The organism is Caballeronia sp. INDeC2 (assembly GCF_023631325.1).
Lineage (GTDB): Bacteria > Pseudomonadota > Gammaproteobacteria > Burkholderiales > Burkholderiaceae > Caballeronia.
On the sequence record NZ_JALQDG010000012.1, the window covers coordinates 21,558 to 46,231 of the forward strand.

Annotated in this window: 19 protein-coding genes, 1 other RNA gene and 1 pseudogene; 12 read left to right on the forward strand and 9 right to left on the reverse strand. The window is 63.9% G+C overall.

The annotated features are described in order from the left end of the window. Nucleotides 1-18: 18 nt before the first annotated feature. On the reverse strand, nucleotides 19-2,664 hold the full coding sequence (gene gyrA, locus NCS28_RS10100) for a DNA gyrase subunit A (RefSeq protein WP_250513697.1): 2,646 nt from the start codon (nucleotides 2,662-2,664) through the stop codon (nucleotides 19-21). 693 nt (nucleotides 2,665-3,357) lie between these two features. Here gyrA and ompA point away from each other — a divergent pair. The 4 genes from ompA (at nucleotide 3,358) to ssrA (ending at nucleotide 6,127) form a co-directional block, all read left to right on the forward strand. Continuing rightward, nucleotides 3,358-4,020 (forward strand): outer membrane protein OmpA, encoded by a 663-nt coding sequence (gene ompA / locus NCS28_RS10105; protein ID WP_035503193.1) that lies wholly within the window; start codon nucleotides 3,358-3,360, stop codon nucleotides 4,018-4,020. Between the two features lie 200 nt (nucleotides 4,021-4,220). Further along, nucleotides 4,221-4,919: a bifunctional 2-polyprenyl-6-hydroxyphenol methylase/3-demethylubiquinol 3-O-methyltransferase UbiG gene (gene ubiG, locus NCS28_RS10110; RefSeq protein WP_250513698.1), complete on the forward strand. Its 699-nt coding sequence runs from the start codon at nucleotides 4,221-4,223 to the stop codon at nucleotides 4,917-4,919. A 4-nt stretch (nucleotides 4,920-4,923) separates the two neighbouring features. Continuing rightward, nucleotides 4,924-5,688, forward strand: a complete 765-nt coding sequence (gph, locus tag NCS28_RS10115) for a phosphoglycolate phosphatase (protein WP_250513699.1) — start codon at nucleotides 4,924-4,926, stop codon at nucleotides 5,686-5,688. A gap of 81 nt (nucleotides 5,689-5,769) precedes the next feature. Continuing rightward, nucleotides 5,770-6,127, forward strand: a transfer-messenger RNA (tmRNA) gene (ssrA, locus tag NCS28_RS10120). Nucleotides 6,128-6,357: 230 nt separating this feature from the next. Here ssrA and NCS28_RS10125 read toward each other — a convergent pair. Further along, nucleotides 6,358-6,627, reverse strand: a complete 270-nt coding sequence (locus NCS28_RS10125; protein WP_250513700.1) for a hypothetical protein — start codon at nucleotides 6,625-6,627, stop codon at nucleotides 6,358-6,360. A 142-nt stretch (nucleotides 6,628-6,769) separates the two neighbouring features. Next, on the reverse strand, nucleotides 6,770-7,840 hold the full coding sequence (locus tag NCS28_RS10130) for a substrate-binding domain-containing protein (RefSeq protein ID WP_250513701.1): 1,071 nt from the start codon (nucleotides 7,838-7,840) through the stop codon (nucleotides 6,770-6,772). A 128-nt stretch (nucleotides 7,841-7,968) separates the two neighbouring features. Between NCS28_RS10130 and NCS28_RS10135 the strand changes: the two genes are divergently transcribed. Genes NCS28_RS10135 through NCS28_RS10150 form a run of 4 tightly spaced genes read left to right on the forward strand, consistent with a single transcriptional unit; the run spans nucleotide 7,969 to nucleotide 13,196 of the window. Further along, nucleotides 7,969-8,457, forward strand: coding sequence for an NAD(P)H-dependent oxidoreductase subunit E (locus NCS28_RS10135; RefSeq protein WP_250513702.1), 489 nt, complete (start codon nucleotides 7,969-7,971; stop codon nucleotides 8,455-8,457). Beyond that, a complete protein-coding gene (locus NCS28_RS10140; protein ID WP_250513703.1) occupies nucleotides 8,454-10,010 on the forward strand; it encodes a formate dehydrogenase beta subunit in 1,557 nt (518 codons plus the stop codon). Before NCS28_RS10135 ends, NCS28_RS10140 begins: the two co-directional genes overlap by 4 nt. Nucleotides 10,011-10,025: 15 nt before the next feature. Then, nucleotides 10,026-12,947: a formate dehydrogenase subunit alpha gene (fdhF, locus tag NCS28_RS10145; protein WP_250513704.1), complete on the forward strand. Its 2,922-nt coding sequence runs from the start codon at nucleotides 10,026-10,028 to the stop codon at nucleotides 12,945-12,947. Nucleotides 12,948-12,950: 3 nt separating this feature from the next. Beyond that, a complete protein-coding gene (locus tag NCS28_RS10150; RefSeq protein ID WP_250513705.1) occupies nucleotides 12,951-13,196 on the forward strand; it encodes a formate dehydrogenase subunit delta in 246 nt (81 codons plus the stop codon). A gap of 48 nt (nucleotides 13,197-13,244) precedes the next feature. On the opposite strand, the gene NCS28_RS10155 is transcribed toward NCS28_RS10150, so the two are convergent. From NCS28_RS10155 to NCS28_RS10165, 3 genes are all read right to left on the reverse strand, one after another. After that, the gene (locus NCS28_RS10155; RefSeq protein WP_250513706.1) at nucleotides 13,245-14,981 is read right to left on the reverse strand and encodes an FAD-dependent monooxygenase; all 1,737 of its coding nucleotides are present in this window, start codon (nucleotides 14,979-14,981) and stop codon (nucleotides 13,245-13,247) included. 70 nt (nucleotides 14,982-15,051) lie between these two features. Beyond that, nucleotides 15,052-16,017, reverse strand: a complete 966-nt coding sequence (locus tag NCS28_RS10160) for a cation diffusion facilitator family transporter (protein ID WP_250513707.1) — start codon at nucleotides 16,015-16,017, stop codon at nucleotides 15,052-15,054. 25 nt (nucleotides 16,018-16,042) lie between these two features. After that, entirely contained in the window at nucleotides 16,043-16,402 is a 360-nt protein-coding gene (locus NCS28_RS10165; RefSeq protein WP_250513708.1) for an ArsR/SmtB family transcription factor, read from the reverse strand. Nucleotides 16,403-16,534: 132 nt separating this feature from the next. On the opposite strand from NCS28_RS10165, the gene NCS28_RS10170 reads away from it, so the two are divergent. Continuing rightward, nucleotides 16,535-18,394: a tetratricopeptide repeat protein gene (locus NCS28_RS10170; protein ID WP_250513709.1), complete on the forward strand. Its 1,860-nt coding sequence runs from the start codon at nucleotides 16,535-16,537 to the stop codon at nucleotides 18,392-18,394. 28 nt (nucleotides 18,395-18,422) lie between these two features. On the opposite strand, the pseudogene NCS28_RS33530 reads toward NCS28_RS10170, so the two are convergent. Together NCS28_RS33530 and NCS28_RS10180 are read right to left on the reverse strand one after the other, a co-directional pair. Further along, a pseudogene (locus tag NCS28_RS33530) lies at nucleotides 18,423-18,711 on the reverse strand (IS4 family transposase); the annotation flags it as partial. A 326-nt stretch (nucleotides 18,712-19,037) separates the two neighbouring features. Continuing rightward, entirely contained in the window at nucleotides 19,038-20,333 is a 1,296-nt protein-coding gene (locus NCS28_RS10180; RefSeq protein ID WP_250513711.1) for an MFS transporter, read from the reverse strand. A gap of 240 nt (nucleotides 20,334-20,573) precedes the next feature. Here NCS28_RS10180 and NCS28_RS10185 point away from each other — a divergent pair, with 240 nt between their 5' ends. The 3 genes from NCS28_RS10185 to NCS28_RS10195 all read left to right on the forward strand — a co-directional run bounded on the left by NCS28_RS10185 (nucleotide 20,574) and on the right by NCS28_RS10195 (nucleotide 23,061). Next, nucleotides 20,574-21,086 (forward strand): GNAT family N-acetyltransferase, encoded by a 513-nt coding sequence (locus tag NCS28_RS10185; protein WP_250513712.1) that lies wholly within the window; start codon nucleotides 20,574-20,576, stop codon nucleotides 21,084-21,086. 211 nt (nucleotides 21,087-21,297) lie between these two features. After that, nucleotides 21,298-22,281 (forward strand): hypothetical protein, encoded by a 984-nt coding sequence (locus NCS28_RS10190; protein ID WP_250513713.1) that lies wholly within the window; start codon nucleotides 21,298-21,300, stop codon nucleotides 22,279-22,281. Between the two features lie 45 nt (nucleotides 22,282-22,326). Beyond that, complete coding sequence (locus NCS28_RS10195; protein WP_250513714.1) at nucleotides 22,327-23,061, forward strand: DUF2968 domain-containing protein; 735 nt, start codon at nucleotides 22,327-22,329, stop codon at nucleotides 23,059-23,061. An 88-nt stretch (nucleotides 23,062-23,149) separates the two neighbouring features. Here the strand turns inward: NCS28_RS10195 and NCS28_RS10200 are convergent, their stop codons facing one another. After that, a complete protein-coding gene (locus NCS28_RS10200; protein WP_250513715.1) occupies nucleotides 23,150-24,556 on the reverse strand; it encodes a gamma-glutamyl-gamma-aminobutyrate hydrolase family protein in 1,407 nt (468 codons plus the stop codon). Nucleotides 24,557-24,674: the final 118 nt, after the last annotated feature.

Consider the following 24,674-nt stretch of genomic DNA (forward strand, 5'->3'; position numbering starts at 1 on the left):
CCCGCGACACAAAAAATATCAGGCGTTTTCTCCGCCTTCGCCATTTTCCGCGTCGCCGGGCTTGGGCGCAGCGTCGTCCGAACCGGCGTCTGCTTCGAGTTCGGCCTCGGCTTCCGCTTCGGCGATATGCTGCAGTCCCGACAACTTCGTTCCCTCGTCAAGGCTGATGAGTGTAACACCTTGGGTTGCACGGCCCATTTCGCGGATTTCGGAAACGCGGGTGCGAATCAGCACGCCCGAAGTCGTGATCAGCATGATCTCGCTTTCCGGCTCGACGAGCGTCGCCGCGACGACACGGCCGTTACGCTCCGACGTCTGGATCGCGATCATACCCTTGGTGCCGCGGCCGTGACGCGTGTACTCGTTGATCGGCGTGCGCTTGCCGTAGCCGTTCTCGGTCGCCGTGAGCACCGACTGATTCTCGCCGCCCGCGACCAGCATCGCGATGACCTGCTGCCCGTCTTCCAGTTGCATGCCGCGCACGCCGCGTGCCTCGCGGCCCATCGCGCGAACGTCGTTCTCGTCGAAACGCACGGCCTTGCCCGCGTCCGAGAACAGCATCACGTCATGCTCGCCGTCGGTGATGGCCGCACCGATGAGGTAGTCGCCCTCATCCAGCCCGACCGCGATGATGCCCTTCTTCATCGGACGGCTGAACGCTTCGAGCGGCGTCTTCTTGACCGTGCCGAGCGCGGTCGTCATGAACACGTACTTGTCCGCCGAGAATTCCTTGATCGGCAGCACGACGTTGATCTTCTCGCCGTCCTGCAGCGGGAACATGTTGACGATCGGGCGGCCGCGCGAGTTGCGGGAGCCCTGCGGCACTTCGTACACCTTGATCCAGTACACGCGGCCGCGGTTCGAGAAGCACAGCATGTGATCGTGCGTGTTCGCGATGAAGAGCGTGTCGATCCAGTCGTCTTCCTTCATCTGCGTCGCCTGCTTGCCGCGCCCGCCGCGCTTCTGCGCGCGGTATTCGGAAAGCGGCTGCGACTTCACGTAGCCCGAGTGCGACATGGTCACGACCATGTCCGTCGGCGTGATCAAGTCTTCGGTGTTGAGCTCCGTCGCGTTCAGTTCGATGCGCGAACGGCGTTCGTCGCCGAACTCGGACCGCACCTGGCCCAGTTCCTCGACGATGATCTGGCGGATACGCTCGGGCCGCGCGAGGATGTCGAGCAGGTCGGCGATCTGCGCCATCACGTCGCGATATTCGCCGACGATCTTGTCCTGCTCGAGCCCGGTCAGGCGCTGCAGGCGCATCTGCAGAATTTCCTGCGCCTGGACGTCAGACAATTTATACAGGCCGTCTTCCTGCAGACCGTACGCCGGATTCAGCCCTTCCGGACGATAGGCCACGCGGCCGCCCGACGCCTCGGTCTCGGTGCGTGTGAGCATTTCGCGCACGAGGGACGAATCCCACGGACGCGACATCAAGTCCTGTTTCGCGATCGGCGGCGTGGGCGCGGCCTTGATGATCGCGATGAATTCGTCGATGTTGGCGAGCGCGACGGCGAGACCTTCGAGCACGTGCCCGCGATCGCGCGCCTTGCGCAGTTCATACACAGTGCGCCGCGTCAGCACTTCCCGTCGATGCGACAGGAAGCACTCGATCATTTCCTTCAGATTCAGCAGCTTGGGCTGGCCGTCGACGAGCGCGACCATGTTCATGCCGAAGGTATCCTGAAGCTGCGTCTGCTTGTACAGATTGTTCAGGATGACTTCCGGCACTTCCCCGCGCTTCAGTTCGATCACGACGCGCATGCCGCTCTTGTCGGACTCGTCGCGGATGTCGGAAATGCCTTCCAGCTTCTTCTCGTTGACGAGTTCGGCGATGCGCTCGAGCAGCGTGCGCTTGTTCACCTGATACGGAATCTCGTCGACGATAATCGCCATGCGCTGGCCGCGATCGATCTCTTCGAAGTGCGTGGCCGCGCGCATCACGACGCGGCCGCGCCCCGTGCGGTAGCCGTCGCGCACGCCCGCGACGCCGTAGATGATGCCGGCCGTCGGGAAATCCGGCGCCGGCACGATCTCGATCAGCTCGTCGACCGTGGCCTCGGGCGTATTCAGCAGATGCAGACAGGCGTCGACGATTTCTCGCAGATTGTGCGGCGGAATGTTCGTCGCCATGCCGACCGCGATACCGGCCGAGCCATTGATCAGCAGATTGGGGATGCGGGCCGGAAGAACGAGGGGCTCGCTTTCGCTGCCGTCGTAGTTCGGACCGAAGTCGACGGTTTCCTTGTCGATGTCGGCCAGCAATTCGTGGCCGATCTTCGCCATGCGGATTTCGGTGTAGCGCATCGCCGCGGCGTTGTCGCCGTCGACCGAACCGAAGTTGCCCTGACCGTCGACCAGCATGTAGCGCAGCGAGAATGGCTGCGCCATGCGAACGATTGTCTCGTAGACGGACGCGTCGCCGTGAGGATGGTATTTACCGATGACGTCGCCGACGATACGCGCCGATTTCTTGTACGCGCGATTCCAGTCGTTGTTCAGCTCGTGCATCGAGTACAGCGCCCGACGATGCACCGGCTTCAAGCCATCGCGGACATCGGGAAGCGCGCGCCCGACGATCACGCTCATCGCGTAATCGAGATACGAACGGCGCATTTCCTCCTCGAGGGAGATTGGCAGAGTCTCTTTGGCGAATTGATCCATTATCCGTGTCTTGAACTTTGCAGCGGCGACACGGCAGCGCGCGCGATGAATTCGCGGACTCGCCCGCCGGCCGCACGACATGCGCCGGCGTGGCGCGTAGCCGACGTACGCTGCGCGCTGCGTATGCAGCGCATGCCTTTTTATGCGTGCGAACGCAGCGCATCAAGAGATTCTACCATGCGCGACATCCGCGCCCGGACGCATGCCGTATACATACAGTTGTATCGCGCAGGCGAGCGCATCGCGCATCTGGAATTCGCAGTATGCAACGCTGTACCAATTACTTACAAAAACCGGGGAACGTATTCCGTCTTTTCGTCACGAGGGCGGGCTATCATGCCGCCTCGTCGTTTTGCCAAACGCAAAAACACCGACGATAAAAACTCGCAGGAAATCGCTCTCAGGCACGCAAAGTGCGCACGTTTCGCGCCTTCTTCAGCCTCGACCGCCTCCTGACCCTTTCTTGTTGCGCATGCACCACATAAGGTTGCGGGCGCAGTGCGTGCGGGGATATTTTTATCGTTGCAAGGGAACGATATGGCAAAATGCCAACGCACAAACTTAGACATTGCTCGAAGTCTATACAAAGCGTTTTGTTCCGTAGGGAATGTTATACTTCGAGCAATGTATGACTTGTCTTCGTCTACAGGCTCGCAGTAAACCTGCGGTAATCTCAATTTCGAGAGGAGAAATATGAATAAACTTTCAAAGCTCGCGTTCATTGCAGCTACCGCAGTTATGGCTGCATCGGCCTCGGCACAGTCGGTGCCGGCCTCGCGACAAGCCGTGAACGACAACTGGGTGAACGGTACGGGCGAGTATGTGTGGATGAACGGCACGAACGAACTGTGCTGGCGCGACGCATTCTGGACCCCGGCTACGGCAAACGCAAAGTGCGATGGCGCACTGGTCGCGCAAGCACCGACGCCGCCGGCACCGGTCGCTCCGCCGCCCCCGGTCATCCAGAGCCAGAAGGTTACCTATCAGGCTGACGCTCTGTTCGACTTCGACAAGGCAGTCCTGAAGCCGGCTGGTAAGGAAAAGCTGGACGATCTCGCATCGAAGATCGGCGCGCTGAACCTCGAAGTCGTGGTTGCAACGGGTTACACCGACCGCATCGGTTCGGACAAGTACAACGATCGTCTGTCGCTGCGCCGTGCGCAAGCTGTGAAGGCTTACCTGGTCAGCAAGGGCATCGAAGCCAACCGTATCTACACGGAAGGCAAGGGCAAGCGCGACCCGGTCACGGGCAACAGCTGCCAGCAGAAGAATCGCAAGCAACTCATCGCCTGCCTCGCGCCGGATCGTCGCGTGCAGATCGAAGTTGTTGGCACGACGCGTCAGCCGCAGCAGTAATCGCGAGCCGGATTGCCGCAGATCGAACCCCCGCCTCGGCGGGGGTTTTTTTATGCCCGAAGCTTTTCGGGCATTCGTTTAATGGGCCGCCGATTCGGGTAGGCTTCATCTATTCATCTATTCCGCTTTTTGCCCACCCATTGCGGCGCCTATATACTCGGTCCTAATCGATTCACGACTCAATCAAGGCAATTCCGAACATGACCAATGTCGATCCCCACGAACTGCAGAAATTCAGCGAGCTCGCGCATCGCTGGTGGGACCCGAACGCCGAGTTCAAGCCGCTGCATGAACTGAACCCGGTTCGGCTCGACTGGATCGACGCGCATGCGCATCTGATGAGCAAGCGCGTGCTCGATATCGGCTGCGGCGGCGGCATTCTGTCCGAGTCGATGGCCGCGCGCGGCGCGAACGTGAAAGGCATCGATTTGTCGTCGAGCGCGCTTGGCGTCGCCGATCTGCACAGTCTCGAAAGCGGTGTTGAAGTCGCGTACGAAGAGATCTCGGCGGAAGCCCTCGCCGCGCGCGAGCCCGGTTCGTACGATGTCGTGACCTGCATGGAGATGCTCGAACACGTGCCGAATCCCGCGGGCACCGTCGCCGCGTGCGCTGCGCTCGTGAAGCCCGGTGGCTGGGTGTTCTTCTCCACGCTGAATCGCAACCCGAAGGCTTATCTGTTCGCCGTCATCGGCGCGGAATACATCGCGCGCATGCTGCCGCGCGGCACGCACGATTACGCGCGCTTCATCAAGCCGTCCGAGCTGGCCACGTTCGCGCGCGCCGCCTCGCTTTTGACGCTCGACATCAAGGGCATCACGTATCGGCCGATCTCCAAGCATTTCGGCCTGTCAGACGACACGAGCATCAACTACATGATGGCTTGCCGCCGCGAAGCCTGACGCCATGATCAACGACGATCCTTTGTCCACGGGCACCATCGATACCAAGCCGCTGCCGGAAGAAACCACGCCCCTGCCTCAGCGCCTCGCCGAGGGCGATGGTCTTGCGCTGTGTCAGGCCGTGCTCTTCGATCTCGACGGCACCATCGCCGACACCGCGCCCGATCTCGTCGCCGCGGTCAACAAGATGCGGCACGACCGCGGCCTCGAGATGCGGCCGCTCGAAACGCTGCGGCCCTATGCGTCGGCCGGTGCGCGCGGACTGCTCGGCGGCGCGTTCGAGATCGGGCCGGAACACCACGACTTCGCCGCGATGCGCGACGAATTCCTCGCGAACTACGAGGCCGATCTGTGCATCGAAACCACGCTCTTTCCGGGCATCGCGGAGATCCTCGATCAACTCGATGCGCGCGGCGTGCGCTGGGGCATCGTGACGAACAAGGTGACGCGGCTCGCCGCGCCGCTCGTCGGCTTGCTGGGACTCGACACGCGGGCCGGCTGCCTCGTCTGCGGAGACACCACGCCGCATTCGAAACCGCACCCCGCGCCGCTTTTGCACGCGGCGGAATTACTCGATGTCGCGCCGGAGCGCATCGTCTATGTCGGCGACGATCTGCGCGACGTGCAGGCCGGATTCGCCGCCGGCATGATCACCGTGGCCGCCGCCTACGGCTATTGCGGCGACGACATCCCGCCGCGCCGCTGGCACGCCAATCATGTTGTCGATTCGACGGAAGAGCTTCAGCACTTGTTGCGCGACATCGCTTGAAGTGCGAGGCGAACTTGGCGGCTTGAAAACCGCGCGGTTCGCCTCATATCGCTTTTCGTGGGATAATCTTCCTTACGCTTTGGGGGCGACCTGGTTTCGACAGGGGTTGTGAAGCGGTCAGGGCATACCGAGGACCCGTCACCTCGTTAATCAATGGGAAAATCGTAACTGCAAACGACGATACGTTCGCACTGGCAGCCTAAGGGCCGCCGTCCTCTCACTAATTCGCTGACGGGTTAGGGTAGCAATACCACGAGAGGTCATATACGTCAGATAAGCCTTTGCGGCGTCACGACGCCAGGGTCGAAAAATTAGTGAATCGCTGTAACGAAGCGTGTTCGTCCGCGTCGTTGCGGTTAAATCAAAAGATAGAACTAAGTATGTAGAACTGTTCGTAGAGCGCTTCTGGACGCGGGTTCGATTCCCGCCGCCTCCACCAGAACCCGGCAAAAACCCGCGATCGCGCAAGCTTCGCGGGTTTTTTCTTTGTTGCGCGACAGGCGAAAAAAACCCCGCACGAGGCGGGGCAAACATCCTTGAGAGACGTAGCAAGGACAGAGACACCCTTCACTACGTCCGAGAGAATAAGCGGCGGCACACGTCGGCCGAATCAGACCGGTCCGAATACCATTGCCTTGCGTCAGTTAACCACCGTTTCCGTGCGAGAGCTTAGTTCGAGCCGTCCTTCGGACACTTCAGATTGCAGCCATTGGGATCGCCTTCGTCGCCACGGCGGCGCATCGCCGATTTGCCTTTCTGATACTTATCCGACGGCGCCGACGCCGCGAACTGCATCTGCGGATGCTCGTTGAAGCGGAATTGGTCTTGCAGGACGCCGCCCGGCAGGCCCGGCGAATTCTGAGCAAAAGCGACGGGAACCAGATACATCGCGCCAGCGACGAGCGCGGCGGAGGAACAAGCGAGCAACGAGAGTTTCATGGCGGTATATCGCGCGCAAAGAGCGCTCAGAGCGGTTAAGTCGACAGCAAAGCGTTAGGTTAACCCAATTCGCCGTCGACGGCAGTTTTACACCCGCCCCGCTCTCTTACCGCGCGTTTCCGTTATTCCTCACGCGCTCGCTTCAGCCGCGCAAGCCTTCGTCGATATCGACGAGCGAGCCGCAACGCGCCGGATCGTAGCCTTCCAGATGGGCGACGCTCTCCGTGAAACCCGCGCTGCGCAAGATGCGCAACACGGACCCGAGCCGCGCCTCGCCGAGCCGCGCACGTTCGAACGCGAAGAAATAGTCCTCGTCGATGATCGGTATGAAATCGAGTGCGAAATGCTGCGCGGCCGGCTGCACGCCGAAGCCCAGATCGGCCATGCCGCTCGCGACGAATGCGGCGATCGCCGAATGTGTCAGCTCCGTCGTCGCGTACCCATTGATCTGATCCGGATCGACGCCCACACGACGCAGCGACAAATCGAGCAGCATGCGCGTGCCCGAGCCCGGCTGACGATTGACGAAGCGCACGTCGCCGCGCGCGAGATCGCGCAAGCCGGAGATGCCCTTCGGATTGCCCTTCGGCAGAAAGAGACCCTGCGTGCGACGCGTGAGCCGAATCAACTGATGCTTGTTCCGGTCCAAGTACGGCCGATAAATCTCCGCGCAAGTCGAGCGGAACTCGCCGATCGGCAAGTGAAACCCCGCCAGTTCGCACTCGCCGCGTGCAAGCGCGCTCACCGCTTCGGCGCTTTCCCGATACTTGATGTCGACCGGCACGCGCTGATCGCCGAGCGCACGCACGAGCGTCGCGACAGCGTAACCATGCGACGCGTGAATCCGCACCTGCGTAATGCCGCCCGCGAGGCGCCGGTTCAATTCCACGGCGACGTCGTTCGCGACCGCCTGCAACGGCGCTTCGAGCCGTTCGCCGCAAACGCGTTGCGCGCGCAGCACCGACTCGCCCAGCTCCGAAAGCACCGAGCCGCGCCCGCGCGATTTCGTGATGAGTGCGCCGCCAAGACGTGCTTCGATTTCGCGCAACAAACCCCACGCATGCCGATAGGACAAACCCTTAGCGCTCGCGGCATTTGCGATACTGCCCGTCTGCGCGACGAGCTGCAAAAGCGGCACAACCGCACTGAGACTGGTTTCCCGGCCATCGGCGTCCCTTAGGACCAGTTCAGCCCGACATTCGACGTCCACCATATGCAATCCCCCATCCTATTGCCAAGATATATCACGACGCCTATTGTTCTTATACAGGCTCGGCACCCGTAATTATATCGATCCAAATATGTACCGACAAAACATATGCCGAGTGTTGGAGGAGCCCCATGACACATCCGCAGCTATCCGCCGCCGCTTCCGCTGAACTCGTGCGTCGCCACGCCGTGCAGGGCGCGACGCTGATGACCATTCTTCACGCTATCCAGGACGAAGTCGGCTACGTGCCGGAAACGGCTATCGCGCCGCTTGCGCAGGCGCTGTCGCTGTCGCGCGCCGAAGTCCACGGCGTCGTCACCTACTATCATCACTTCCGCTCGGCTCCGCCCGCGCGCGTGACCGTGCAGCTCTGCCGCGCGGAAGCGTGCCGCAGCATGGGCACCGAGGCGTTGAAGGAGCACATCGAAGGGCATACGGGTTGCCGCTTCGACAGCGGTCATGCCGACGACACCGAGCTCGAATCCGTGTTTTGTCTCGGTCAATGCGCGCTGTCTCCGTCGATGATGATCAACGGCGAATTGCACGCGCGCGTGACGCCGGCGAAGTTCGACCGCCTGTACGCCGCGGCGCAAACGAAGGTCGCGGAGGTGACGGCATGACGCGCATTTACGTTCCCATCGATTCCGCCGCGCTCGCTCTGGGCGCGGACGCCGTCGCGCAGGCTATTGCGAGCGAAGCGCAGAAACGCGGCGTGGACGTGCAACTCGTGCGCAACGGTTCGCGCGGGCTCTTCTATCTCGAACCGCTCGTCGAAGTCGAGACGCCGGACGGACGCATCGGCTATTCGAACGTCGAAGCCGACGATGTCGCCGCGCTCTTCGATGCCGGTTTTCACGAGGGCAAGGCGCATGAGAAGAACGTCGGCATCGTCGACGAGATTCCGTATCTCAAGAACCAGCAGCGCCTGACGTTCGCTCGCATCGGTATCACGGACCCGCTGTCCATCGACGATTACACCGCGCTCGGCGGCCTCCAGGGTCTGCGCCAGGTGCTCGACATGAACGGCGACGCCGTCTGCGAAGCGCTGCTCGATTCGGGCCTGCGCGGTCGTGGCGGCGCGGCGTTCCCCGCGGGCATCAAGTGGAAGACTGTGCGCGGTGCGTATGCGGATCAGAAGTACATCGTCTGCAATGCGGACGAGGGCGACTCCGGCACGTTCTCCGACCGTCTCGTCATGGAAAGCGATCCGTACATGCTGATCGAAGGCATGATCATCGCGGGCGTGGCGGTGGGCGCGACCGAGGGCTACATCTACGTGCGCAGCGAGTATCCGCATTCGATCGCCACGCTCAACCGCGCGATCGACAAGGCGCGCGATGCCGGCTGGCTCGGCGCGAGCGTGCTCGGCACGTCGCATGCGTTCGAGTTGTATGTGGCGAAAGGCGCGGGCGCGTACGTGTGCGGCGAGGAAACGGCGCTGCTCGAATCGCTCGAAGGCAAGCGCGGCATCGTGCGCGCGAAGCCGCCGGTGCCGGCGCTCACCGGCCTGTACGGGAAGCCGACGGTCATCAACAACGTCATCACGCTCGCGACCGTGCCGATTATCTTCGCGAAGGGCGCGGCGTTCTATCGCGATTTCGGCATGGGCCGCTCGCGCGGCACGCTGCCCTTCCAGATTGCGGGCAACGTGAAGCAAGGCGGGCTCGTCGAACTGGCGTTCGGCGTGACGTTGCGCGAACTGCTCTACACCTACGGAGACGGCACGGCGAGCGGCCGTCCGGCGCGTGCGGTGCAAGTGGGCGGGCCGCTCGGCACGTATCTGCCTGAGAGCCAGTGGGACATTCCGCTCGATTACGAGGAATATGCGAAGGTCGGCGCGGTGGTCGGACACGGCGGACTCGTGGTTCACGACGACACCTCGAATCTCGCCGAACTCGCGCAATACGCGATGCACTTCTGCGCGCTCGAATCGTGCGGCAAGTGCACGCCCTGCCGCATCGGCTCGACGCGCGGCGAGGAAGTCATCGCGAAGATCCGTGAAGGCGATACGTCGGTGAAGCAGATCACGCTGTTGCGCGAGTTGTGCGACACGATGGTGTCCGGCTCGCTCTGCGCGATGGGCGGCATGACGCCGTTCCCGGTGATGTCCGCGCTCGATCATTTCCCCGAGGACTTCGGGCTGCCCCGCACACCCGCACAGAAAGCGGCATAGAAAAAGGAGACGACAATGTCCAACACCATCAACGGCTGCGGCTCCGGCAACTGCGCGTGCAAGAGCGCGGCGTCGGTGCAGCGCCGCGACCCGTTCGACGAAACCGACTACGGCACGCCGCTGCGTCACGCCGATATCGACGTAACGCTGGAAATCGACGGCGAATCCGTCACGGTGCCCGCGGGCACGTCGGTGATGCGCGCCGCCATCGAAGCCGGCGTCAACGTGCCGAAACTCTGCGCGACGGATTCGCTCGAGCCGTGGGGCTCGTGCCGCTTGTGCCTCGTCGAGATCGAGGGAAAGCGCGGCTATCCGGCGTCGTGCACGACGCCCGTCGAAGCGGGCATGAAAGTGCGCACGCAAAGCGACAAGCTGCAATCGCTGCGCCGCAACGTGATGGAGTTGTATATCTCCGATCACCCGCTCGACTGCCTCACCTGCCCCGCCAACGGCGATTGCGAATTGCAGGACATGGCGGGCGTCGTCGGCTTGCGCGAAGTGCGCTACGGCTATGAAGGCGCGAACCATCTGAAGGACAAGAAGGACGAGTCGAATCCATACTTCACCTACGATCCGTCGAAGTGCATCGTCTGCAATCGATGCGTGCGCGCCTGCGAGGAAACGCAGGGCACATTCGCGCTGACAATCGCCGGACGCGGCTTCGAATCGCGCGTCGCGGCGAGCGAGAACGTGCCGTTCATGGAATCGGAATGCGTGTCGTGCGGCGCGTGCGTCGCCGCGTGCCCGACCGCGACGCTGCAGGAAAAGACCGTCATCATGCTTGGCCAGGCCGAACATTCGGCGATCACGACGTGCGCGTATTGCGGCGTCGGCTGTTCGCTCAAGGCGGAAATGAAGGGCAACACCGTCGTGCGCATGACGCCGAACAAGAACGGCCAGGCGAACGAAGGCCACGCGTGCGTGAAGGGCCGCTTTGCATGGGGTTACGCGACGCACAAGGATCGCATCAAGAAGCCGATGATCCGCGCGAAGATCACCGATCCGTGGCGCGAAGTGTCGTGGGAGGAAGCGCTCGCGTACGCGGCGAGCGAATTCCGCCGCATCCAGGACAAGTACGGCCGCGATTCGATCGGCGGCATCACGTCGTCGCGCTGCACGAACGAAGAGACCTACCTCGTGCAGAAGCTCGTGCGCGCGGCGTTCGGCAACAACAATGTCGATACCTGCGCGCGTGTTTGCCACTCGCCGACGGGTTACGGCCTCAAGGCGACGCTCGGCGAATCGGCGGGCACGCAGACGTTCGCATCGGTCGAGCAATCAGACGTGATCATCGTGATGGGCGCGAATCCGACCGACGGCCATCCGGTCTTCGGCTCGCGCCTGAAGCGCCGCGTGCGTGAAGGCGCGAAGCTGATCGTGATCGATCCGCGCCGCATCGATATCGTCGATACGCCGCACGTGAAGGCGCAGTATCACCTGCAATTGCGCCCGGGCACGAACGTCGCGATGGTCAACTCGCTCGCGCACGTCATCGTCACGGAAGGTTTGCTGAAGGAAGATTTCATCGCCGAACGCTGCGAGGCGCGCGCCTTCGGGCAGTGGCGCGATTTCGTCGCGAAGGAAGAGAACTCGCCCGAAGCGATGGAAGCCATCACCGGCGTGCCCGCGCAACTGGTGCGCGAAGCCGCGCGCGTCTACGCGCTCGGCGGCAACGGCGCGATCTATTACGGCCTCGGCGTGACCGAGCACGCGCAAGGCTCGACCACCGTCATGGGCATCGCGAATCTCGCGATGGCGACGGGCAACGTCGGGCGCGAAGGCGTCGGCGTGAATCCGCTGCGCGGCCAGAACAACGTGCAGGGCTCGTGCGACATGGGCTCGTTCCCGCACGAGTTGCCGGGTTATCGGCATATCGGCGACGCGGCGGTGCGCGCGCTCTTCGAAGAAGCATGGGACGTGAAGCTCCAGCCGGAGCCGGGCCTGCGCATCCCGAACATGTTCGATGCCGCGATGCACGGCACGTTCATGGGCCTCTACTGCCAGGGCGAGGATATTGTCCAGTCGGACCCGAACACACAGCACGTGGCGGACGCGTTGTCGTCGATGGAATGCATCGTTGTGCAGGACATCTTCCTGAACGAGACGGCGAAGTACGCCCACGTTCTGTTGCCCGGCTCGACCTTCCTCGAAAAGGACGGCACCTTCACGAACGCCGAGCGCCGCATCTCGCGCGTGCGCAAGGTGATGCCGCCGCTCGCGGGCCTTTCCGACTGGGAAGTGACGATCAAGCTCTCGCGCGCGCTCGGCTACGAGATGAACTACGCGAATCCGTCGGAAATCATGGACGAGATCGCGCGTCTCACGCCGACCTTCCACGGCGTCTCGTACGAGCGGCTCGACGAGCTCGGCAGCATTCAGTGGCCGTGCAACGAGCGCGCACCGGACGGCACGCCGACGATGCACATCGACGAATTCGTGCGCGGCAAAGGACGCTTCGTCATAACGAAGTTCATCGCGACGCCGGAGAAAGTCACGCGCAAGTATCCGCTGCTGCTCACGACCGGGCGCATCTTGTCGCAATACAACGTCGGCGCGCAGACGCGGCGCACCGAGAACTCGCAATGGCACGACGAGGATCGTCTCGAAATTCATCCGGTCGATGCGGAGGATCGCGGCATCAAGATGGACGACTGGGTCGGCATCGAGTCGCGCGCCGGGCAGACCGTGTTGCGCGCGAAGATCTCCGAGCGTATGCAGCCGGGCGTCGTCTATACGACGTTCCACTTCCCGGAATCGGGCGCGAACGTCATCACGACGGACTCTTCCGACTGGGCGACCAACTGTCCGGAGTACAAGGTGACGGCGGTGCAGGTGATGCCGGTGGAGCAGCCGTCGCAATGGCAGAAGGAATACTCGCGCTTCAACACACAGCAGCTCGAGTTGCTCAACCTCGCCACGACCACGTCGGGAAAATAACCCATGGATGTCGATAACCTGATCGAGATGGCGAACCGCATCGGCGATTTTTTCGATTCGATGCCGGACCGCGCCGAAGCCGTCGACAGCATCGCGGATCACATCCGCCGCTTCTGGGAACCGCGCATGCGGCTCGCGATTCTCGCCGCGCTCGACAATCCCGAAGCGAGCGCGTCGATGGAGCCGATACTTCGTGAGGCGCTCAATCTGCATAAAGCGGATTTGCAGCCCAAGACAGCGACGGCCTGACATCGTTCTCAAACTGCATCAAGCCAAGCCCTGCATCGCAGGGCTTTTTTAATCCTCGCGATATTCCCGTTCCGCTTGTCGCTCGGTGCTCGTATCCTGCGCGCCGAACCACGTTTCGCAATGACGCAGAAGCGCATGCACATCCGATGGCGCCCGCCCGCGCGCGGCGATATAGCCATCGGGACGCACGAGATAGAACGCGGGACGCGTGCGGCCGTAGTTGTCGGTGAGCGAATTCGCGCCCTCGCCGCGCGTATCGGTGATGCGCCACACGCGCACCGCGTTCGGCATGATCGCTTCGATGGATGTCACGAGGCCGTCGAGGCCAGGATCGCGCATCGCGTGCGCGACGGTGATCGTCGCGGGCGCAAGCGCGATGTCGTCCTCGCCCGACGGATTCAGGAGCAGAAAGAGCGAGAAGCAGCCGGGATCGTGCAGATCGTAGAGACAGCCGACGCCGGGCAGCCGCCCGAGCGGGCCGTCGACGACATGCACGCGCGCATCGGGCGCGCGCTCGCCCGCGCGCGGGCCGCCGTCGAGCAGACGCTCGAGCGTGAGCGGGCTCTTGCGATAATTGATCGACAGTTCGCTCACCGTGCGCCGCATCGCGTCGCGCAACGGACCGATCGCGGCGAGCGCGGGCATTACATGGTCGCGCATCAGCTTCATCGGACCGTGCTCGGCGCCGGCCATCTGCGTGAGCATGCTCGTCTGGCGCAGCACGTCGCGTTCGATCGGATGCCGCTCCGCGTGATAGCTGTCGAGCAGCCGTTCGGGCGCGCCGCCCGCGAGCATGCGCGCGATCTTCCAGCCGAGATTGAAGGCCTCCTGAATGCCGGTGTTCATGCCCTGCGCGCCGGCGGGACTATGCACGTGCGCCGAATCGCCCGCGAGGAACACGCGCTCCACGCGCAGCCTGTCGACCATGCGGCTGTTCAGGTGAAAGTACGACGACCACGTCAGGTTCGACAACGCGATCTTGTGATGCACGCGCCGCTCGATGAGCGCACGGCATTCATCGAGCGTCGGGCCGGTCTTCGCCTCTGCCGCGTTGACCGCGCTCGCGACCGGCGGCGGCAGATCCGCGATCAGGCGCGCGCGATCGCCGCCCATCGGAAAGAGCGCGGCGAGGCCTTCGCCGGACGCGAAGATGTGGAACTCGTCGTCGGGCCAGTCGGAGTCCGCCTGGAGATCGGCGAGCAGAAACGTTTGATCGAAGGTCTTGCCGTCGAAACCGATGCCGAGCCGATGCCGCACGAAACTGTGCGCGCCGTCCGCCGCGATCAGGTACGAAGGCCGCAAGAGTTCTTCACGTCCGTTCGGATGGCGCAGCGTCGCCTGCAAGCCTGCCGAGCCTTGCGAGAAATCGACCACTTCGACGCCGCGCTCCACATCGACGTGATAGCCCGCCAGATGCTCCGTGAGCAGGCGTTCGGTTTGCGATTGCTCCAGAAAAAGCAGATACGGATAACGCGTTTGCAGCGGATCGAAGTCTAGGCGTGCGAGGCGCTGCCCGTTCGAATAGAGGTTCGCGACGCGCGCGCGATGGCCGAGCTCGAGAAACGGCTTGACCACGCGATGCTGCTCGAAGAGTTCCAGCGTGCGCGCCTGAATGCCGATCGCGCGTGAATACGGCGACGGCTCGCGCGCCTTGTCGACGAGCCTGACCGGGATGCGCGCGCGCGCGAGGCTCATCGCGGCGGCGAGGCCCGTCGGACCAGCGCCGACGATCAGAACGGGCGCCACGTCCAGCTTGTCGTTCGGATTCAGCTTTGGCGCGAACATGCAGTCCTCCTCTGAAACGTCACGCCGCCTAGTGTACGCCCGCGCCCCGCGCTTTCGGCACGCCGGAACCTCAGTGCGCGTGCCCGCGCTCGCTGAGCACGCACGCGTGGCAGGCCTCGCCGAACTCCACCTGCACGGTCGCATGATGCATCGAATAATCGCGGCGCAGCGTCGTGACGACACCCTGCACGAAGGCGTCGCCCGGATGGCCCTGCGGCATCACCAGATGGACCGTGAGCGCGTTTTCGGTCGTCGAGAGCGCCCACACGTGCAGGTCGTGCACGTCGCGCACGCCGGGAAGCTGCTTCAGATATTGCTCGACGCGGGGCATGTCGACCGACGGCGGGACGGCGGCCATTGCGAGGCGCATCGCATCGCGGCCGAGCCCCCACGTGCCGTAGACGATGACCGACACGACGATCAGGCTCATCAGCGGATCGAGCCAGCTCGCGCCCGTGAACAGGATGATGAGACCGCTCACCGCGACGGCGGCGGAGATGGCGGCATCGGCGGCCATGTGCAGGAAGGCGCCGCGCACGTTGAGATCTTCCTTGCTGCCGCGCATGAAGAGCCACGCGGAGAAGCCGTTGACGACCATGCCGAGCGTCGCGACGATGAACACGTCGAGCCCCGCGACGGGCGCCGGATTGAGCAGGCGCTGAATCGCTTCGAGCACGATCGCGCCGCACGCGAAGAGCAGCAGCGCCGCGTTGGCGAGCGACGCCAGGATCGACGAACTGCCCAGGCCGAAGGTATAGCGCGAGCTCGGCTGGCGCTTGCCGAGCCACACCGCGCCCCATGCGAGCAAAAGACCGAGCACGTCGGAGAGGTTGTGGCCGGCATCGGCGAGCAGCGCGGTCGAGTGTGCGAGAAAGCCGTAGACGGCCTGCACGATCACGATCACCACGTTCAGGCCGACCGCGAGCGCGAACGTTCGGCCTTGCCCTTCCTGCGGCGCTCCGTGATGGTGATGATGTCCGTGATCGTGCCCGTGGCCATCGTGATGCTCGTGTTCTTCGTGCTGATGCGTGCTCATGGACGTATTCGTGATCCGGTGGCTGTCATTCGATGTCGGTGGCGTCGGCTTGCGGCTCGGCGATGTGCTCCAGCAGTTCGCCCAGCATTGCGCTGATGTGGCGATCCGCCGCCACGTAGAACACCTGCTTGCCCTGGCGCTCGGCCCGCACGATCCGCGCCGCGCGCAAGAGCCGCAAGTGATGGCTCACGAGCGACGCCGACAGCCCCAGCAACTCCGCGATCGCCCCCACCGCGCGCCGCTGTTCGACGCACGCGAGCACGATGCGCAGGCGCGTCGGATCGCCGAGCAGGCGGAACAGATCAGCGAGCGGCACGACGCGGTCGTCGGAAGGGATCGGGCTGGCGGTGGTGGACGGATCGGAAACCACGGTTATCGCCAACATATGAATAGGTGTTCATATGTTAAGTGCCATCGCCGCAACATGTCAACCGCGCTTGCCCGGAAGAATCCGGGAGAGCGGCGCCGGTGTGGGAAAATGCGGGGTTTGCTTTTCCGGCCAGAAGTCTTCCCCGTCATGGACACCGTATTCGCCCGCGGCTTCGCGGCACATCGCGATGGCCGCCTGACCGACGCGGAGCGCGACTATCAGGCCGCGCTCACCGCGGAACCCCGGCACGTCGACGCACTGCATTACCTCGGCGTGCTGCGCCATCAACAGGGCCAGCACGCGGAGGCGGCTGAACTCGTGCGCCGCGCCGTCGATCTGCGCCCGACCGATGCCGGCCTGCAGCTCAACCTCGGCAACGCGCTGAAGGCGCTCGGCCGTCTCGACGACGCGATCGAACGCTTTCGCAACGCGCTGACGCTCGCGCCGGGTTTTCCGCTCGCGCAGTACAACCTCGGCAATGCCTACACGGCGGCCGGCCGTCATGAAGACGCCGCCGACGCCTTCGAAAAGGCTTTGCGCCTGCAGCCCAACGATCCGGCGGCATGGAACAACTTCGGCAACGCGCTCTCCGCGCTGCGCCGTTTCAAGGACGCCGCGCACGCGTTCAAGCGCACGCTCGCGCTGCGCCCGCGCCACGCCGGCGCGCACAACAACCTCGGCATGGCGCTGAACGCGCTCGGCGACACGCTCGGCGCGATCGCGCACTTTCGCGCCGCGCTCGACGCCGAGCCGAATTACGTCGCTGCGCATTTCAATCTCGGCAATCTGCTCGATACGAACGGCCATCCCGAAGATGCGTTGCCCGTGCTGCAAAAGGCGGTCGTGTTGCAGCCGCACTTCGCGCCGGGGTATTTCGGGCTTGGACACGCGCTCGCGAAGCTCGGCCGTCATGAAGAAGCCGTGCCGCATTTCGAGCGCGCGGTCGGACTCGATCCGAAATATGGCGTCGCATGGCTCTGCCTCGGCAACACGCATCTCGCGCTCGGCGCGCACCGCGCTGCACTGCGCGCGTTCGACGAGGCGCTGCGCATCGATCCGAAGATGCCCGCCGCGCATCTGAACCGCGCGCTCGCGCTGCTCACGACCGGCGACTACGCGCGTGGCCTCGCCGCCTACGAATGGCGTCTGCAGACGCCCGGCAGCGAACCCGCGCCGCGCCTGCCGCGCTGGAATGGAGAGCCGATGCCGGGCCGCACGCTGCTCGTGCGTGCCGAGCAGGGTTTCGGCGACACTTTGCAGTTCGCGCGTTTCGCGCCGTTCGCGGCGAAGCTCGTCGGCAAGCTGGTGCTGGAAGTGCAGCCCGCGCTCGTGCCGCTGCTCGCGCCGGCCGCGCACGCCGCGCGTGTCGAGTTGAAGAGCAAGGCGGATGGTGTACCGGTTCACGCGGACGCCTTCTGCCCGCTGCTCAGCCTGCCGCTCGCGCTCGGCATGACTTCGCCCGCTGCGATTCCGGCGCGCGCGCCCTATCTCGTCGTGCCCGCCGATTACCGTCGCAAGTGGCGCGGCCCGATCGGCGGCCAGGCGCCGCGCAAGATCGGCATCGCGTGGTCGGGGCGGATGCAGCCGGGCGAAACACGCTCGGTGCCCGTCAGCGAGCTCGCGCCGCTCTTCGCGCTCGAGGGCATCGACTGGATCGTGCTCCAGCCGTTTCTCACCGGCCGCGAGCGTGACGTATTGCGCGCGCATCCGAATGCGAAGTCGATTCACACGCTGGAAGGCCGTCTCGATAATTTCGCGGATACGGGCGCGATCGTTGATCGGCTGGACGCCGTCGTCTCGGTGGATACGTCCGTCGCGCACCTCGCAGGCGCGCTAGGCAAGCCGCTCTGGGTGATGCTGCCGTTCGCCGCCGACTGGCGCTGGGGTCTCGGCAACGATGAAAACGCGTGGTATCCGCGGGCGCGGCTCGTGCGACAGCCCGCGCCGGGCCGATGGCGCGAAGTGATCGAGGCTACGACGGCCGCGCTGGCTTTGCTGCCCGCATGAAAAATTCCCGCCGAAGCGCTAATGCCGTTCAGCTAAGGCTCTTCTTAAGGCGCCGAACGGCATAACGTAAAGGGCGTGATTTGACGACCCGATCGCATGCGCGGCCGGGTCGTTTTTCGTTGGCGAGGCTCTAAGTCGTCCGCGCAGACGTCGCAGGCTGGCGGTCAATTCGCATATGCCGATGTCACAGCGGCCCACATCATGTCGTGCTGGACCGTGTGGAAAGCTCGCACGAAGCTGATATCGGTCGGCGCGAGCTTCGCTTCCCATGCGGCGCCGGCTGTCTCACGGCGAATCAGGTCGTAGGCGATCAACGCCGTCGCAATCGCAGCGAGCGTCAATGAGCGCATCTGCGGATGACTCGCCGCCTTGCCACTGCGTCGCACCGGATGCTCGCTGTGCCGGTTGCCTGGACCGCGTGCTCGATCCATTCGTAGGGCAGATGCTCAGCCGGCCAAGGTCGGCAACCGGCCGTTGCGCTTCGAACAGGAATGTCAGGTGGCTGGACAGCATCGCGCCGAAAAGCTAACCCCTCGGCGCCTCGTTACAACCTCTTCCAGACACAAAAATAAAAATGCCGTCCAGTCTTAACTGAACGGCATTAGGCCCGAAGCGGGGATTTTTTTCGACCTTCTCGAATGCGTCAGGCCGTCTTGTACTGGTTGCGCGCCTCGGTCGAGCGATACAGCACGAGCGTCGCGATCAGACCGCAGATCGCGGCAAGGCCCATCCACAGACCGGGCGCGGCCTTGTTGCCGGTGACGTGAATCAGATACGTCGAGATCGCCGGGGTAAATCCGCCGATGGTCGTGGCGAGGCTATACGCCATCGAGAAGCCGGTCGTGCGCACATCGACAGGCATCACTTCGGTCAGCGCGACCACCATCGCCCCGTTGTAGCTGCCGTACAGGAACGAAAGCCACAGTTCGCACATCAGGAGGCGCGCGAACGACGGGTCCGCGACCAGCCATTGCACCACCGGATACGACGTCAGAATCGTGAGGATCGTGAACACGAGCAGCACCGGGCGGCGCCCCACCCGGTCCGATACCGCGCCCATCAGCGGCAGCCAGACCAGATTCGAGAGGCCGACGCACACCGTGACGACGAGCGCATCGATGGCGGAGAGCTTCAGCACTTCCTTGCCGAAGGTCGGCGTGTAGGCGGTGATCATGTAGAACGACACGGTCGTCATGATGACCATGCCCATTCCGGCGAGTACGATGCCCCAGTTCTGCGCGATCGAGCGCGCGATCTCGCCCATGCCCGGACGATGCTTGCGCGCGAGGAACTCGTCGGTTTCACGCAGCGAGCGGCGGATGAGGAAGAGGAACGGCACGATCAGGCAGCCGATCAGGAACGGCACGCGCCAGCCCCACGCCGTCATCTGCTCGGGCGGCAAGAGACGGTTCATGACCACGCCGATGAGCGCCGCGAACACGACGGCGACTTGCTGGCTGCCGGACTGCCAGGAACAATAAAAGCCCTTGTTGCCCCGGGTCGCGATCTCGGACAGATACACCGACACGCCGCCCAGCTCCACGCCGGCCGAGAAGCCTTGCAACAGCCGCCCGCCCAGCACGATGATCGGCGCGAGCGCACCGATGGTCGCGTAGCCCGGCACCAGCGCGACGCACGCGGTGCCGACCGCCATCAGCCCAAGCGTGAGGATCAGCCCTTTGCGCCTCCCGTGGTGGTCGATGTACGCGCCGAGCACGATGGCGCCGACCGGCCGCATCAGAAAGCCCGCGCCGAAAACGGAGAGCGCGAGCATCAGCGAGGCGAACTCGTCGCCGCTCGGAAAATAGGTCTTCGCGATCGCCGAAGCGTAATAGCCGTAGACCATGAAGTCGTACATTTCAAGGAAGTTTCCGCTGACGACGCGAAATACCGTCTTGAATTTGGATTCGTTGGCGGGTGCGATGTGGGTCGTGGACATGACTTTCTCAAGAAGCTTTGGGGCGCACTCCGGTTCTGCGCGATGACTAGAACCGTTCACGGCGGTCCGAAGATGACGGGCCGCGAGACTGAGGCGAAATCTGTTTCGTTTTTTTACGCGACACCCTCAATCTTAACGCCGCATCCCCGGCGACTGCACACAACTTCGCTCAATTTCATTCAATCAAAGCTTAAATTACGGTTACATATACCTAACTTTAAGCTAACAGACGACCAAGATATGAACGCGAACCTCTCGCTGCGCGCGGCAAATCCGGACGACACGGCCCTCATCGCGTCGATGCACGCGCGCAGTTGGGGGTCGGCGTATCGCGGCATCCTCCCGGACACGTATCTCGAACGCGATCTGCAAGCGGAGCGCATTTCCCATTGGAACGCGCGCATGAAGGATGTCGCGGCGGGCGCGGCGAGTGTGTTCATCGCGGAACACGAAGGCGAACCGGTCGGCTTCATCTGTCTCGTCGAGCCGGACGAGACGGGCAGCGTGCTCGTCGATAATTTGCACGCGCTGCCCGGGCATCGCGGCCTGGGCACCGGCACCGTGATGCTCGACGAAGCGGCGCGCTGGGCTCGCTCGCGGGGCGCGCGGCAACTGCATCTCTGCGTGCTCGAACAAAACGGCGCGGCGATCGGCTTCTACGAATCGCGCGGCTGGACGTGCGCCGAACGCGAAGCGGACCACATGGCGGGCATCGATCTCTTCTCGTTGCGCTACGTGCTTCCGCTCGGCTGAGCACAAGAAGAGCGAATACGTCAATAAGCATTCCTGTCAAAAATAGATAATAGGAATCTTCTGGTCGTCGGGCAGGTAACCGTTTCGTATGATCGCGGGTCGAATTTCGGCCATCCTCGCGCCGAACCTGCGGTGCTATCTCCATGCGCCACGACGGTCCAGGCGGGCCATCTCGTTTGCCCGCGTCCGGGCGTATGCATGTGGAATCTTCATGTCCGAACCCTTCATCGTAGTCGAAGGCAATCTGCGTCTGCCGGCGCGGCGCGCGCCGACGGATCCGCCCTTGAACTTCGGTTTCGAGTGGTCGCCTGTGCGCCCGCGCCCCGTTCAGTCGCAGTCCGAATTTGCGCTTTTTGCCGCGCGCTTCGACACCGCTTATGTGCCGGCGCTGAGCCTGTCCGATATCCACTCGCCCTATCGCGCCACGAGCCTATGGGGCATTTTCGCGAAGGAAGAAATACCACGCGCGATGCTGCGCCTGAATCCAGGCTCGAACGGTCGCGACGATGCCGGCGCAACCCGCGCCGACCCCGTTCATCTGGCGGTCAACGCGCCGTCGGACGTCCGCAAGCATCGCTTCGGCAAGCCGGCCGTCGCTGCTGTCGCCGCGGCTTGCAGCGTGTTCATCGTATGGTTGCTGTTCAGTCACGCGCCGGTCTCGCGCAGCGATGCGCGCCCCGCGTCAGCCGAAGCAACCGTGACTCGCGCACAGCCGGCCGTGCCTGTTGTGGCTCCGGCAGTGCTCACCGCCACCGCCGTATCCCCGCCGGGCCGAGCCGCTGAGAGCGCGCGCGCATCGGAAGCGGCAGTCGTTGCAGATAGCCGCGCCATTGCTGCCGTCGAACCTGTCGTGTCCGAAGCCAAAGCCGCGTCCGCTGCGACATCGCCGGAAAAATCGCGCGTGCGTGCCGTCGAGCCGGCGCAAGACCGCAAGCAAAACGGTCGAGTAAGAGCCGTGCTGACGCCGCACATCAAGCGCGCCGCATTGCCCGTTCACGCAACCGGCGAGCGGGTCGCAAAGCAAGAGAATCGGCGGCACACGCGAGCAACATCGGTCGACAAAATCGCAAGCCAGGCGCCGAAGGTTTCCGTGTCGATGGACCCGTCCACGCTCTATTCGATGCTCCAGCATTCACCGACCCTCGACAGCAACGCGGCCTCGTCCGGCCGCGGCGCTGCGAATGGCGCGCGTTGATTTGCCCAATACAGTCCGATCAACCATTCCGGCCACGACGCCAACATGACGCAATTCAGTTATCTCCGTTACGCGACGCTCACGCTCGCCCTTTCTCTTTGCGGCCTCCTTGCGCCGTTCACGAGCGCGTTCGCCGCACCCGCGACGAAGGCCGTCGCGAAGACGGCTCAGCCCGTGGCGAACGATCCCGCGCCGGCCACGCAAGCCGCACTCGAGGATCTCTCCGACCTCAACGCCGATTCGAACGCGCCGCGCGTCGAAGGCAACATCGCCGAATTGCAAAGTCTCACGCAGGCGGGAAGCCTCACCGAGCTGCGCGCGACGCACAACGGCAGCTACGGCGCGAAGCTCTTCTTCCTCGGGCGCGAGATGCTGTACTACGTCGCGCTCTCGCAGGACGCACGCTGGTGGCGCGTCGTGAAGACGCAGGACGCGGCCCGCGCCGAATCGATGTACGCGCAGTTCTCGCGCAAGAGTTTCGAACTCGCCGATGGCGAAATCCGTCGCACGCAATTGCAGGCGCAAAAGGCGCTGCTCGAGCGTGTGATCGCGAAGTCGGCCGATCGCGCGAACCGGCTCACCGCCGACCTCGAACTCGCGCAACAGCAGGATTCGCAAGTGTCGCAGCGTCAGCAGCAATTGCAGGCCGAATCCGCCGTACTGCAGACGGACAAGCAGGAAGCCGAACGCAAGCTGCGCGCGCTGCAATTGCAGGTCGAGCAACTTCAGAAGCAGACGGAAGCGGGACTTGCGCCGGTGAGCGTGGCGCCGTCGCGTTGAGACCGGCAATACGCGCCTGAATACGAAGAAGGCCCGCTCGAATCGAGCGGGCCTTCTTGTTTTGCGACGTGCCGAAACGCGCGTCGGCTCAGAAGCGCGTCTCGCGCGCAACGCGCAGGAACGTATCGAGCAGCGGCGTGCAATCGAGCAGTTCCGCGCCGCCCGCCCGATGAAACTCCGGGTGCCACTGCACGCCGACGACGAACGGCGCCTTCCGGTAACGCACCGCCTCGATGATCCCGTCCGACGCCGACACCGCCTCGATGTTCAGATCGCGCCCGATCGACTTCACCGCCTGATGGTGAATCGAGTTGACGATCGCCTCGCGCTGGTTAGGGAACATGTTGGCGAGCGTGGACCCCTCGGGGAAGCGGATCGAGTGGCGATGCTGGTCGTAGTGTTCGTTGACGTGGATGCCGGCCGTCGGCACATCGGTGGCGATGTCGCCGTAGAGCGTGCCGCCGAACGCCACGTTGATCAGCTGACAGCCGCGGCACACGCCGAGCACCGGCTTGCCCGACTCGACGAACTCATGGAGCAGTTCCAGTTCGTACATGTCGCGCACGCGGTCGCCGGGCCACTCGGGCCGCGTCGTCGCTTCCTCGTAGGACTGCGGAGAAACGTCGGCGCCGCCTTGCAGCAGCAGGCCGTCGAGATGCTTGGCATAGTCGCGCAGGCGGATGTTGCTCGGATGCAGCATCCCTTGATGGCCGACCGTCGGAATCATGAACACGAGCACGTCGCGCGACATGACCCAGTGCGCGATCGATTCCTCGAGATATTGCAGCGTCTTCCCGCGCAGCCCTTTCGCACCCGGCTCCGGATGAAAGATGCGCGCCGACACGCCGATGCGCAACGTGCGTTGCGTGATGCGCTGACCCGCGCGATCGAAAATCTGACGCGCACGCGCCGCGATGATCCGGCCGAACACGGACCACGCCGAATCCGAATGCTTGAGATACGCGGGCTGTGCCGGCGCCGCCGCCTGTTCGGGCAAAGGCAGCGGCGGCGGATTGAGCTTGCCGAAGTCCGGCGCTTCCGTGAATTCGGGCGGCAGGACGGTCGCGCGGCCGGTCGGCGAATCGGATGACGCGGATTGTGCGTTGGCGGTGCTCGCGGCTTCCGCTTCGGTCGCGGCTTCGAGATTCTCGGCGAGGCTCGCGCGGGGCTTGCCGGATGCGCGCTGCCTCTCGCGCACCTCGGCTTCCTGCGCGGCCGTCGCGCTCGCCGCCGATGCGCGCGCTTCGCGGGCGGCCTGCTGCGCTTCTTCGCGCCGGGCCTGCGCCGTATCGACCGGTTCGACGTTCGATGCGCTCGAAGGCGCATCCGTCGATGCCCGCTCGGTCGCGCTCGCCTTCGGGCCGGGCGCTGCGGCCGCTGCCGCCGCTTCGGGCGGCGCCGTGGGATTCGCGCTTTGCGGCGCGGCCTGAGAGTCGGCGCCGCTGCGGCGCGCGTCGGTGCTGCTTGCGTCGTTGGACGTTTTGTTATCGCTCATTCCGGATTCAGGCGCTCAAAGGCCATAAGGAGAATGCACAAGCGACGATTATCCGCCTCAGACCCGCACGGGGCAAACCAGCACACATTTGGTCACATTGGCTCACATTATCGCGGGA